Annotated in this window: 8 protein-coding genes and 6 tRNA genes; 12 read left to right on the top strand and 2 right to left on the bottom strand. The window is 50.8% G+C overall.

Annotation, left to right across the window (positions count from 1 at the left end):
* Positions 1-53: 53 nt before the first annotated feature.
* A complete protein-coding gene (gene nagE / locus DXU84_RS01350; RefSeq protein ID WP_015690264.1) occupies positions 54-2,090 on the bottom strand; it encodes an N-acetylglucosamine-specific PTS transporter subunit IIBC in 2,037 nt (678 codons plus the stop codon).
* Between the two features lie 385 nt (positions 2,091-2,475).
* Between nagE and nagB the strand changes: the two genes are divergently transcribed.
* The 11 genes from nagB to DXU84_RS01295 all read left to right on the top strand — a co-directional run bounded on the left by nagB (position 2,476) and on the right by DXU84_RS01295 (position 9,572).
* The gene (nagB, locus tag DXU84_RS01345; RefSeq protein ID WP_013576474.1) at positions 2,476-3,276 is read left to right on the top strand and encodes a glucosamine-6-phosphate deaminase; all 801 of its coding nucleotides are present in this window, start codon (positions 2,476-2,478) and stop codon (positions 3,274-3,276) included.
* Between the two features lie 149 nt (positions 3,277-3,425).
* The gene (nagA, locus tag DXU84_RS01340; protein ID WP_013576475.1) at positions 3,426-4,565 is read left to right on the top strand and encodes an N-acetylglucosamine-6-phosphate deacetylase; all 1,140 of its coding nucleotides are present in this window, start codon (positions 3,426-3,428) and stop codon (positions 4,563-4,565) included.
* 20 nt (positions 4,566-4,585) lie between these two features.
* On the top strand, positions 4,586-5,809 hold the full coding sequence (locus tag DXU84_RS01335) for an N-acetylglucosamine repressor (RefSeq protein ID WP_013576476.1): 1,224 nt from the start codon (positions 4,586-4,588) through the stop codon (positions 5,807-5,809).
* Positions 5,810-5,866: 57 nt separating this feature from the next.
* On the top strand, positions 5,867-6,619 hold the full coding sequence (locus DXU84_RS01330; RefSeq protein WP_015690266.1) for an HAD-IIA family hydrolase: 753 nt from the start codon (positions 5,867-5,869) through the stop codon (positions 6,617-6,619).
* Positions 6,620-6,979: 360 nt separating this feature from the next.
* Complete coding sequence (gene asnB / locus DXU84_RS01325; RefSeq protein WP_013576478.1) at positions 6,980-8,644, top strand: asparagine synthase B; 1,665 nt, start codon at positions 6,980-6,982, stop codon at positions 8,642-8,644.
* 228 nt (positions 8,645-8,872) lie between these two features.
* A tRNA-Met gene (locus DXU84_RS01320) sits at positions 8,873-8,949 on the top strand.
* A gap of 7 nt (positions 8,950-8,956) precedes the next feature.
* Positions 8,957-9,041, top strand: a tRNA-Leu gene (locus DXU84_RS01315).
* 23 nt (positions 9,042-9,064) lie between these two features.
* Positions 9,065-9,139 (top strand) — tRNA-Gln (locus tag DXU84_RS01310).
* Between the two features lie 70 nt (positions 9,140-9,209).
* Positions 9,210-9,284: transfer RNA gene (locus tag DXU84_RS01305), tRNA-Gln, on the top strand.
* Between the two features lie 92 nt (positions 9,285-9,376).
* Positions 9,377-9,453 (top strand) — tRNA-Met (locus tag DXU84_RS01300).
* A gap of 44 nt (positions 9,454-9,497) precedes the next feature.
* Positions 9,498-9,572, top strand: a tRNA-Gln gene (locus tag DXU84_RS01295).
* Positions 9,573-9,679: 107 nt separating this feature from the next.
* On the opposite strand, the gene ubiF is transcribed toward DXU84_RS01295, so the two are convergent.
* Positions 9,680-10,864 carry a 3-demethoxyubiquinol 3-hydroxylase gene (gene ubiF, locus DXU84_RS01290; protein ID WP_153374617.1) on the bottom strand — a complete coding sequence of 395 codons (1,185 nt, stop codon included), beginning with the start codon at positions 10,862-10,864 and terminating at the stop codon, positions 9,680-9,682.
* A 187-nt stretch (positions 10,865-11,051) separates the two neighbouring features.
* Here ubiF and miaB point away from each other — a divergent pair, with 187 nt between their 5' ends.
* Positions 11,052-12,476: a tRNA (N6-isopentenyl adenosine(37)-C2)-methylthiotransferase MiaB gene (gene miaB, locus DXU84_RS01285; protein ID WP_013576480.1), complete on the top strand. Its 1,425-nt coding sequence runs from the start codon at positions 11,052-11,054 to the stop codon at positions 12,474-12,476.
* Positions 12,477-12,653: the final 177 nt, after the last annotated feature.

The raw sequence follows: 12,653 nt of genomic DNA, 5'->3' as shown, positions 1-12,653 counted from the left end.
AGATCGCTCTCTTCCCGCTGTCACTACGTCGACCTGTTACGTCATCCGCAGGGTTATTTGCCCTGGATATCGAACAGTTTCGTTTGACCGGCAACCACTGAACCGCTGGCCAGTGACGTCACACCGGTATAATCATCAATATTGCTGACGACTACCGGGCTGATCATTGAGCGCGCATTGGCATTCAGATAATCCAGATCCAGTTCCAGTACAGGCTGACCGGCAGTGACTGTTGTCCCTTCTTCAACCAGGCGGGTAAAGCCCTGGCCGTTCAGTGCAACAGTATCAATCCCCATATGCACCACGATTTCAGCACCGGAAGTCGTTTCCAGGCAGAACGCATGATTGGTATTGAAGATTTTCACCACCGTGCCCGCAGCCGGCGACACAACGATTTTATCGGTAGGACGGATGGCAACACCATCACCCACCGCTTTGCTGGCAAAGGCTTCATCAGGCACCTGATCCAGCGCCACAATGTCACCGGTAACCGGAGACACTAAAGTTTCCACTACCGTTTTCACGCTGTTTGGCACTGCCTGAGGTTTGATTTCAGACACTGGCGCAGCCGGAGTCACGGTAGCCGCAGCAATCGGGCCTGCATTCAGTGCGGTACGCATCGCACCGGCAATGATTTCGGCACGGGTACCGACAATCACCTGCACGCTTTGTTTATTCAGACGGATAACTCCTGAAGCGCCCAGACGTTTCGCCAGTCCGTCGTTGACCAGTGCGGAGTCTTTCACGTTCAGGCGCAGACGGGTGATACAGGCATCAATGCCGGTCAGGTTTTCTGAACCGCCGATGGCACTGATATAACGACGTGCCAGAGCAACGGTTTCATCACCTTTGTTGCCAGCAGATTCCACATCAACGTCGTAACCGTCCGCTTCGTCACCGGCCACTGCCAGTTCACGTCCCGGGGTCAGCAGGTTGAATTTCTGGATGGTGAAACGGAACACCACATAGTAAATCACGAAGAACACCAGACCCTGAGGGATCAGCATGTACCAGTGAGTCGCCAGCGGGTTACGGGAAGACAGCACCATATCCACCAAACCTGCGCTGAAGCCGAAACCGGCAATCCAGTGCATGCTTGCTGCGATGAAGACCGAAATCCCGGTCAGTACGGCGTGAATCACATACAACACCGGCGCAACGAACATGAAGGAGAATTCCAGCGGTTCCGTGATACCGGTAAAGAAGGAAGCGAAAGCAGCAGCCAGCATGATACCAGCAACTTTTGCTTTGTTTTCAGGACGTGCGCAGTGGTAAATCGCCAGTGCCGCGCCCGGAAGACCAAACATCATGATCGGGAAGAAACCTGCCTGATAACGACCGGTGATACCCACCACCGCTTTACCTGACTGGATAGATTCCTGACCACCGAGGAAGTTAGGGATATCGTTAATACCTGCAACATCAAACCAGAACACGGAGTTCAGTGCATGATGCAGACCGACCGGGATCAGTAAACGGTTGAAGAAGGCATAGATACCGGCACCGGCAGAACCCAGTTGCTGGATATGCTCACCGAAGGTCACCAGACCGTTGAAAATCAGAGGCCATACATACATCAGGATGAAGGCAACGATGATCATCAGGAAAGAAGTCAGGATAGGAACCAGACGACGACCACTGAAGAATGACAGCGCTTTCGGCAACTCGACGTGGCTGAAACGGTTGTACAACTCAGCAGAAATGATACCGACTAAGATACCGACAAACTGGTTATTGATTTTACCAAATGCCGCCGGCACCTGGTCTAACGGGATCTTCTGAATCATGGACACGGCTGCAGGCGAACACAGCGTGGTCAGCACCAGGAAACCGACAAAACCCGTCAGTGCAGCTGCACCGTCTTTGTCTTTGGACATGCCATACGCCACACCGATCGCAAACAGTACGGACATGTTTTCAATAATGGCGGAGCCAGATTTAATGAAAAATGCCGCCAGCGCATTGTCTCCCCCCCAACCCACAGGGTCGATCCAGTAACCGACGCCCATGAGGATTGCGGCGGCTGGCAACGTAGCAACGGGCACCATTAATGCCCGGCCAATCTTTTGTAAATAACTCAGTATATTCAACATTCCCCCTACTCGCCCGTAAGCGAATCACCAAAGTAGTTTAATTAGTATGTTTACTACCTTTTACATTTACCGTTCCGATTTAACCAACTGCAATTGCGAGTGTAAAAATATTATTTCGTATCGCAAATTAAAACCTCTCTTTTTGTGAGATTTGTCACCAAAAAGAGGTCATAACATGCCATTTCACTGGTCAATACACCAAACTTATTTTATCATTAAAAAAATCCAGACGGTATTGTGCCAGTCATAAACCGTTGCGGTGGTTTACGCTTAACAAGACCGCCCTGAACCCAAAACTGCTTTCTGACTTATTGTCCCGCGCTAACACTTCAGCGGAGGACAGACACATTATATTCAATATTCTGAAACTAAGAGGTATCTGATGAGACTTATTCCATTAAACACCCCCACTGAAGTTGGCAAATGGGCTGCACGTCATATTGTTGAACGCATCAACGCATTTAAACCCACTGCTGACCGCCCTTTTGTTCTGGGCTTACCAACCGGTGGTACGCCGCTCGAAGCTTACAAACATTTAATCGCCATGCATAAAGCAGGCCAGGTTAGCTTTAAGAACGTAGTGACCTTCAACATGGACGAATATGTCGGTCTGCCGCAGGAACACCCTGAGAGCTACCATACGTTTATGTACAAAAACTTCTTTGACCACGTTGATATTCCACGCGAAAACATCAATCTGCTGAATGGTAATGCACCAGACGTCAACGAAGAATGCCGCCAGTACGAAGCGAAAATTAAGTCTTACGGCAAAATTCACCTGTTTATGGGCGGCGTGGGTAATGACGGTCATATCGCATTCAACGAACCAGCCTCTTCTCTGGCTTCCCGTACGCGTATCAAAACCCTGACCCATGAAACCCGTATCGCGAACTCACGTTTCTTCGACAACGATGTCTCTCAGGTGCCAAAATACGCCCTGACCGTTGGCGTGGGCACGTTGCTGGACGCAGAAGAAGTGATGATTCTGGTGACCGGCCATGCGAAAGCGCAGGCGCTGGAAGCGGCAGTTGAAGGTAATATCAACCATATGTGGACCATCAGTTGCCTGCAATTGCACGCGAAAGCCGTTATGGTATGTGACGAACCGTCCACCATGGAACTGAAAGTCAAAACTGTTAAATATTTCCGCGAGTTAGAAGCGGAAAATATGAAAAATCTCTGATCCAAAATTATGCCCAAAGCCAGTCGGGTTGCGGCAAGGCGGCAACGAGCGAATCTCCGGGAGCTTACTGAAGTAAGTGACCGGAGTGAGTGAGGCCGCCAACGCAGCAGCAGCGTGACTGGAGAAGGGCAAACGTACTAGGGGGCATGATGTACGCTTTAGTGAACGGCCGGGTCTATACCGGTCATGACGTTCTGGATAACCACGCGGTGGTCATTGCCGATGGCAAAATTGAACGTGTCTGCCCGGTAAGTGAATTGCCGGCGAATGTGGAAACCCGCAGTCTGGATGGCGCCATTCTTGCCCCCGGATTTATCGATCTGCAACTTAATGGTTGTGGCGGCGTGCAATTCAACGATTCACTGGAAGCGATTTCAGTAGAAACGTTAGAAATCATGCAGAAAGCCAATGAAAAATCCGGCTGTACCAGTTTCTTACCGACGCTGATTACCTGTAGCGACGACTACATGAAACACGGTATCAGCGTGATGCGCACCTATCTGGAAAAGTATCCGAACCAGGCACTGGGTCTGCACCTTGAAGGACCCTACCTCAGCCCGCTGAAAAAAGGCACGCACAACCCGGCCTTTATCCGCCTGCCAGACAGCGCGATGATTGATTTTCTGTGTGCAAACGCGGACGTGATCACCCAACTGACGCTCGCACCCGAACAGGTTGATGCAAAATATATCCGCCAGATGCGTGATGCAGGAATAGTGATTTCCGCAGGCCATTCAAATTCCACCTATGCTGAAGCCCGTGCCGGTTTTGCCGCAGGTATCAGCTTTGCTACGCACCTTTATAATGCAATGCCAGCCATCACGGGCCGTCAGCCTGGTCTTATTGGTGCAATCTTCGATACGCCAGAAGTCTATACCGGCGTGATTGCTGATGGTCTTCACGTTGACTGGGCGAATATTCGCAATGCGAAAAAGCTCAAAGGCGAGAAGCTGGTGCTGGTCACTGACGCAACGGCTCCGGCTGGCGCGAATATTGATGAGTTCATTTTTGCCGGTAAAACAATATACTACCGTGACGGACTCTGTGTGGACGAAAACGGAACACTGAGCGGCTCTGCGCTGACGATGATCGAAGCGGTACAAAATAGCGTCGAACATGTTGGCATCGCACTGGACGAAACGCTGCGTATGGCAACGCTTTATCCGGCACGCGCCATTGGTGTTGAAGACCAACTGGGCAGCATCGAAGCAGGTAAAGTCGCCAACCTCACCGCGTTCACTCATGATTTTAAAATCACAAAAACTATCGTTAATGGTGACGAAGTTTAATTGAGCGGATAACAGCATTGATGACAACTGGCGGACAGCAGGCACAAATCGGCAACGTTGATCTGGTTAAGCAGTTAAACGGCGCGGCGGTTTACCGCCTGATTGACCAACAAGGTCCCATCTCGCGCATTCAGATTGCTGACATGAGTCAGTTAGCGCCCGCCAGTGTGACCAAAATTACCCGACAATTGCTTGAGCGCGGGCTGATTAAAGAAGTTGATCAGCAGGCTTCCACCGGAGGGCGCCGCGCTATTTCTATCATCACCGAAACCCGCCCTTTCCATACCATCGCAGTACGTCTTGGTCGCCATGATGCGACGATTACGCTTTATGATCTCAGCGCAAAATCGCTGGCCGAACAACATTACGCCCTGCCCGAACGCACCCAGGAAACCCTGGAGAACGCGCTGTTCGAGGCTATCCAGCAATTCATTGAACTGAATCAGCGCAAAATCCGCGAACTGATTGCCATTTCCGTCATCCTTCCGGGGCTGGTCGATCCGAATAAAGGCATCGTGCGCTATATGCCGCATATCAGCGTGGGCGCGTGGAAATTAGTCGATGCGCTGGAAGCCCGGTTTAAAGTCACCAGTTTTGTCGGCCACGATATCCGCAGTCTGGCGCTTGCCGAACACTACTTCGGTGCAACCCGCGACTGTCAGGACTCCATTTTGGTTCGTTTACACCGCGGTACCGGTGCCGGAATCATCGTTAACGGCCAGATTTTTCTCGGCAGTAACGGCAACGTCGGTGAAATCGGCCATATTCAGATCGACCCGCTGGGCGAACGCTGCCATTGCGGTAATTTCGGCTGTCTGGAAACCGTTGCGGCTAACGCTGCCATCGAAAATCGGGTGCGCCATTTACTGACGCAAGGCTACGCCAGCAAGCTGAGTCTGAATGACTGTTCAATTTCGGCGATCTGCAAAGCGGCCAACCGCCACGATCCGCTGGCAACCGAAGTCATCGAACACGTTGGCCGCCAGCTGGGTAAAGGTGTGTCGATCGCGATAAATCTGTTCAACCCGCAAAAAGTCGTGATTGCCGGCGAAATCACCGAAGCCGATAAGGTTCTGCTTCCGGCAATTCAGAACTGCATTAATGCGCAGGTTCTGAAAGATTTCCGCCGTAATTTACCGGTAGTGACCTCTGCCCTGAATCATCAGTCAGCGATTGGTGCGTTTGCCCTGGTTAAACGGGCGATGCTGAATGGCGTTCTGTTACAGCGTCTGATGGAAAATTAAGACGTGCTATAGTATCTGGCTGCCAGGAATGGGACTGAAAATGTGGGTTTGGAAATTATGACGATAAAGAACGTAATTTGTGACATTGATGGCGTGCTGTTGCACGACAATACCGCAGTACCTGGCGCCGATCGTTTTCTGGCGCGGATTCAGGAACAGGGAATGCCTCTGGTTATTCTCACTAACTACCCTTCCCAGACAGCACAGGATCTGGCAAACCGCTTCGGCGCTGCCGGTCTCGACGTGCCTGAAAGTGCATTTTTCACCTCTGCGATGGCCACAGCCGATTTCCTCAAACGTCAGGAAGGCAAAAAAGCCTATGTCGTCGGCGAAGGTGCGCTGATTCATGAACTCTATAAAGCCGGTTTTACCATTACCGATATCAATCCTGATTTCGTGATTGTCGGAGAAACCCGTTCTTATAACTGGGACATGATCCATAAAGCCGCCTATTTCGTGGCAAACGGCGCGCGCTTTATCGCGACAAATCCTGATAACCACGGACACGGTTTTGTTCCTGCCTGCGGCGCATTGTGTGCACCGATCGAAAAAATTACCGGACGCCAGCCATTTTATGTCGGCAAACCGAGTCCGTGGATTATCCGTTCGGCGTTAAATAAAATGCAGGCGCATTCCGAAGATACCGTCATTGTGGGGGATAATCTGCGTACTGACATTCTGGCGGGCTTCCAGGCAGGTCTGGAAACCGTTCTGGTGCTGACTGGCGTTTCCACGCTCAACGATATTGAGGGAATGCCTTTCCGTCCGACCTGGATTTACCCTTCAGTTGCCGATATCGACGTGATTTAAGCGTTTCCGGCCACTGCCTGAAAACGAGTCTGGATCTTTATTCAGGCTCTTTTTTTTGTCTTGCCGTCTGATTTTTATCCACTTTTCTCTTTTTTTGAATCCTCCTCAATTTTTGGCGATTAAATTAATAATCCGCTAATAGAATCGCTATAAAACTGGTGATTCATCAAAGATCACCCACCATCAACCAACTATTTATCAGAAGAGCGTTAAACCACTTGCACAACATAGGGGTTTTGACGCATTTTCATAGTCAGCAACGCAACAACGCCGGGCTAAAACTGAAAGAACGGCAACGTTGATCCTCATTCGTAATCATAAAAATAACAGCCAGAGAAAGGTCGTTAGGGAGAAAGTCATATGTGTTCAATTTTCGGTGTGCTCGATATCAAAACTGACGCTGTCGAGCTGCGCAAAAAAGCGCTGGAACTGTCGCGCCTGATGCGTCACCGCGGACCCGACTGGTCCGGTGTGTTTGCCAGCGATAAAGCCATTCTGTCGCATGAGCGTCTGTCCATTGTCGACGTGAACAACGGCGCACAACCTTTGTACAACGCAGCACACACCCACGTTCTGGCTGTGAACGGCGAAATTTACAACCATCAGGCTTTGCGCGCAGAACTGGGCGACAAGTATGAATTCCAGACCGCATCTGACTGTGAAGTCATTCTGGCGCTGTATCAGGAAAAAGGCCCTGCCTTCCTCGATGAACTGCAAGGTATGTTCGCCTTTATTCTGTATGACACAGAAAAAGACGCGTACCTGATTGGCCGCGACCATCTGGGCATTATCCCGCTGTACATGGGCTACGACGAACACGGCAACATGTACGTCGCTTCAGAAATGAAAGCGCTGGTGCCGGTTTGTCGCACCATCAAAGAATTCCCGGCAGGCAGCTATCTGTGGAGCCAGGACGGTGAAATTCGCGAATACTACCAGCGTGACTGGTTTGACTTCGAAAACGTCAAAGACAATGTGACCGACGCTGCAGCGCTGAAAGATGCGCTGGAAGAAGCGGTAAAAAGTCACCTGATGTCTGACGTGCCTTACGGCGTGCTGCTGTCCGGTGGTCTGGATTCCTCCGTGATTTCCGCCATCACCAAGAAATTTGCCGGCCGCCGTATTGAAGATAAAGATCAGAGCGAAGCCTGGTGGCCGCAACTGCACTCCTTTGCCGTCGGTCTGCAAGGTTCACCGGACCTGCGCGCTGCTCAGGAAGTCGCCAACCATTTAGGCACCGTGCACCACGAAATTCACTTCACCGTGCAGGAAGGTCTGGATGCTATCCGCGATGTTATCTATCACATTGAAACGTATGACGTCACGACTATCCGTGCATCAACGCCAATGTATCTGATGTCGCGTAAAATCAAAGCGATGGGCATCAAAATGGTGTTGTCTGGCGAAGGCGCAGACGAAGTGTTGGGCGGCTACCTGTATTTCCATAAAGCGCCAAACGCCAAAGAATTTCATGAAGAAACCGTGCGTAAATTGCTGGCCCTGCATATGTATGACTGTGCGCGTGCCAACAAAGCCATGTCAGCCTGGGGTGTGGAAGCCCGCGTCCCGTTCCTGGACAAAAAATTCCTCGACGTCGCGATGCGTATCAACCCGAAAGACAAGATGTGCGGCAACGGCAAGATGGAGAAACATATCCTGCGTGAATGTTTCGAGTCTTATTTGCCACACAGCGTGGCCTGGCGCCAGAAAGAACAGTTCTCTGATGGCGTAGGTTACAGCTGGATCGATACCTTAAAAGAAGTGGCCTCTCAGCAGATCACCGATCAACAGCTTGAAACTGCACATTTCCGTTTCCCGTACAACACGCCGACCTCGAAAGAAGGCTACCTGTACCGTACGATTTTTGAAGAGTTATTCCCGGTGCCAAGCGCGGCTGAATGTGTGCCTGGCGGGCCGTCAGTGGCCTGTTCTTCAGCGAAAGCTATTGAATGGGACGAAGCGTTCAAAAACATGGACGATCCTTCTGGCCGTGCCGTTGGCGTGCATCAGTCCGCTTATAAATAACCGATTTACCGGTAAATATCCTTGTAGCAAACGGGCCTCTTCAGGCCCGTTTTTTAATGGGTAAAGTCAGTAAAAATAATGTCTTTTGTCCAATTAATCACCAGAGTGGTTATAAGCCAGACAAATGGACGCCGTCAGGCCTTTTTCTCCAAAAAAGGTGTTGACGCAAAACGGTCATATACGCATAATGCGCCCCGCAACGCCGATGAAGGTAGCGCGAAAAAAGATGGCTACGTAGCTCAGTTGGTTAGAGCACATCACTCATAATGATGGGGTCACAGGTTCGAATCCCGTCGTAGCCACCATCTTTTTGCGGGAGTGGCGAAATTGGTAGACGCACTAGATTTAGGTTCTAGCGCCGCAAGGTGTGCGAGTTCAAGTCTCGCCTCCCGCACCATTTCCAGACATCGGCAGCACAGTTGGGGTATCGCCAAGCGGTAAGGCACTGGTTTTTGATACCAGCATTCCCAGGTTCGAATCCTGGTACCCCAGCCATTTTCTTACCTTTCACATTGTTGTACTGATGTGGTTGTGAGGAAAATCCAATTTGAAGAAGTTGTACTGTTGGGGTATCGCCAAGCGGTAAGGCACTGGTTTTTGATACCAGCATACCCTGGTTCGAATCCAGGTACCCCAGCCATACTTCTTTCTGTATAATTGGTAAGCACTTGAAATTTATTATTAAGTTAGTTAAATTAGTGCTTGAAGTTTTGAAGTAAGTCAGTAGAATTTGGCTACGTAGCTCAGCTGGTTAGAGCACATCACTCATAATGATGGGGTCACAGGTTCAAATCCCGTCGTAGCCACCATTTTATTTGCAGTACACTACTCAAAAGGTAGTGAGAAACAAAATTGGGGTGTCGCCAAGCGGTAAGGCTCTGGTTTCTGATACCAGCATACCCAGGTTCGAATCCTGGCACCCCAGCCACATTAGAAAGGCCTGCTTTTTAGCAGGCCTTTTGCTTTTCTGTATTTTAAATATTTATCTAAAAATAGAGGTCTGGTGGAGATGTTTTCCCACCAGCCTTGACGTCATTAAATCCCCAATGCGTATTTAAGTGCTTTGGTTTTCAGTGCACCCGTACGTTGTGCGGTCATCAGCGCCAGATTACGCAACGCTTTCACCGGTGCCAGATCGTTACTGAAGGCGGTATAGAATAAATCCATCCCACTTTGCATCAGCAGATTATCCAGACGACGCTGACGCTGATAGCGCAGTAAGACTTTCTCGCTGCTCCACGCTTCATCATGGTCACGCGCCTTTTCCAGCACCGATAACAACGCTTCCACATCACGGTATCCCAGATTGACGCCCTGCCCTGCCAGAGGATTGATGGTGTGCGCTGCGTCACCCACCAGCGCCAGCCCCGGTAAGACATAACGCTGAGCGTGACGGCGAACCAGTGGGAATGCACCTGCGGATATTGCTTTCACTGTGCCCAGCCGTGCCGGGAAAGCCTGCATCACTTCTGTCGTAAGTTGCTGCATATTCAGCGTTTTCAGATAACGGATACGCTGCGGACTGTCATACCAGACCAGCGAGGCCTGATTATCAAACAGCGGCAGGAACGCCCGCGGGCCGGAAGGGAAAAATTGCTGCCATGTCACGTCCTGATTCGGCGTTGCGGTTTCGACATGAATCAGCATACAGTGCTGGCGGTATTCCCAGCCATCCACACCAATCCCCGCTAACTGCCGCACCAGGGAATTCGCACCATCGGCAGCGACCACAAGTGGCGTGCGCAGTAATTCACCCGTAGTCAGTTGCAAAGACCAGGTTTTATCATCGTGCTGCAAAAGGTGACGCAATTTTGCCGGGCACAAACGGGTCAGACTGGTGAGGGCATCAAACTGTTGCCACAGCGCCAGCTGAAGTACCCGGTTTTCGACCATGAAGCCCAGTTCCGGCAATCCGAGAGACTGCGCATCAAATTTCACTTCAGAACCGTCAACTTCCCAGGTTTCCAGGCGGCGGTATGGGACTGAGCGCATTTTCTCAACCGCACCCCACGCACCCAGTTTCTGTAAAAAGCGCACAGACGCACAACCAATCGCGGAGATACGCAAATCAGCCGGCGCTGACGGATCAAACCCGGCAGGTTCTTCATTCTCTATCAGAGCAACCTGCAATCCCTGCTGCGCCAGCCCCAGGGCTGTGGCAGCGCCCACCATGCCGCCACCCACAATGACTGCATCAAATGTCTTCTCAGAATTATTCATTTTATTCCGGCTTTCTGTTCAGTTCATTATGCGAAGTGTACCGGATTTTTGTGTTGGCATCAGGGCCTAAGCTGCTTTCCTGCACTGGTCAGCACTGGAGTGAGGGTTTACAATAGCGCCCCTGAACTATGCTATGCACTGCGGCACTGCCGATCTAACGTTTCCCGTATTGAGTACTGACACGCTGATGACTAAAAAACTGCACATAAAAACCTGGGGCTGCCAGATGAATGAATATGATTCATCCAAAATGGCTGACCTTCTCGACAGCACCCATGGTTACCAGCTGACGGATAACGCTGAAGAAGCAGACATTCTGCTGCTGAATACCTGCTCAATAAGGGAAAAAGCGCAGGAGAAAGTGTTCAGCCTGCTCGGACACTGGAAATTACTGAAAAAGAAAAACCCGAATATTATCATTGGGGTGGGTGGCTGCGTCGCATCACAGGAAGGCGAAATGCTGCGTAAACGTGCGCCTTGTGTCGACATCGTCTTCGGTCCGCAAACCTTGCATCGTTTACCGGAAATGGTGAACCACGTACGTGGCACCAAAAGCCCGGTCGTGGATATCAGCTTTCCTGAAATCGAAAAATTTGACCGCCTGCCGGAACCGCGCGCAGACGGCCCGACCGCTTTCGTTTCCATCATGGAAGGCTGCAACAAATATTGCAGCTTCTGTGTAGTGCCTTATACGCGCGGTGAAGAAGTCAGCCGCCCGTGCGATGACGTATTGTTTGAAGTGGCACAACTGGCCGCGCAAGGCGTGCGTGAAGTTAACCTGCTGGGCCAGAACGTTAATGCGTATCGTGGCGATGCGTTTGAGGGTGGCGTGTGCACCTTCGCTGAGCTGCTGCGTCTGGTGGCAGCGATTGACGGTATCGACCGTATCCGTTTCACCACCAGTCATCCGGTGGAATTTACTGATGATATTATAGAAGTCTATAAAGATACGCCTGAAGTGGTGAGCTTCCTGCATCTGCCGATCCAAAGTGGTTCCGATCGCATTCTGACGATGATGAAGCGTCCTCATACAGTGCTGGAATATAAATCGACTATCCGCAAGTTACGCGCCGCGCGTCCTGATATTCATTTCAGTTCAGATTTTATCATCGGTTTCCCTGGCGAAACGAACGAAGATTTTGAACGCACGATGGATTTGATTGCGCAGGTGAATTACGACGTCAGCTTCAGCTTCATCTATTCTCCGCGTCCGGGCACACCGGCGGCAGATATGGTTGATGATGTGAGCATGGATGAGAAGAAACAGCGTCTGGCGCTGTTACAGGACAGAATCACACAGCAAGTCATGCGCTTTAGCCGCGCCACGCTGGGTACTGTTCAGCGTATTCTGGTGGAAGGCACGTCCCGCAAGGACATTATGGAGCTGACCGGCCGTACCGAATGCAACCGCGTGGTCAACTTCGAAGGCACACCGGACATGATTGGTAAGTTCGTTGATGTCGAAATTGTCGACGTGTATGCCAACTCACTGCGCGGTGTGGTTGTCCGTACGGAAGAACAGATGGCGCTTCGCCTGCATGAATCACCACAATCAGTTATCGAACGCACCCGCAAAGAAAATGAATTGGGCGTTGGACTATATCAACCCTGAACCACCAGAATAATGCACAGCCTGAAATCAACAGGGCGCTCCGGCGTCCTGTTTCTTTTGAGATTTTCGGTAATAACCTCATCATAAGGGTTTAATTTTCCAGCAAAGGCCGCATATCCGGATGACGGTGCCTGCAACTGCTGCCACGGCGCAGCATATTTTGCCAAGGGCATGTAT

The organism is Rahnella sp. RcJ3, from assembly GCF_009498575.1.
Taxonomy (GTDB): domain Bacteria; phylum Pseudomonadota; class Gammaproteobacteria; order Enterobacterales; family Enterobacteriaceae; genus Rahnella; species Rahnella aceris.
The sequence above is the reverse complement of the archived record's forward strand: the minus strand, read 5'-3'. Positions and strand labels throughout refer to the sequence as shown.

Coding starts and splice junctions, on each gene's coding strand:
- nagB (WP_013576474.1), top strand. CDS start 2,476: ATGAGACTTATTCCATTAAACACCCCCACTGAAGTTGGCAAATGGGCT.
- nagA (WP_013576475.1), top strand. CDS start 3,426: ATGTACGCTTTAGTGAACGGCCGGGTCTATACCGGTCATGACGTTCTG.
- DXU84_RS01335 (WP_013576476.1), top strand. CDS start 4,586: ATGACAACTGGCGGACAGCAGGCACAAATCGGCAACGTTGATCTGGTT.
- DXU84_RS01330 (WP_015690266.1), top strand. CDS start 5,867: ATGACGATAAAGAACGTAATTTGTGACATTGATGGCGTGCTGTTGCAC.
- asnB (WP_013576478.1), top strand. CDS start 6,980: ATGTGTTCAATTTTCGGTGTGCTCGATATCAAAACTGACGCTGTCGAG.
- ubiF (WP_153374617.1), bottom strand. CDS start 10,864: ATGAATAATTCTGAGAAGACATTTGATGCAGTCATTGTGGGTGGCGGC.
- miaB (WP_013576480.1), top strand. CDS start 11,052: ATGACTAAAAAACTGCACATAAAAACCTGGGGCTGCCAGATGAATGAA.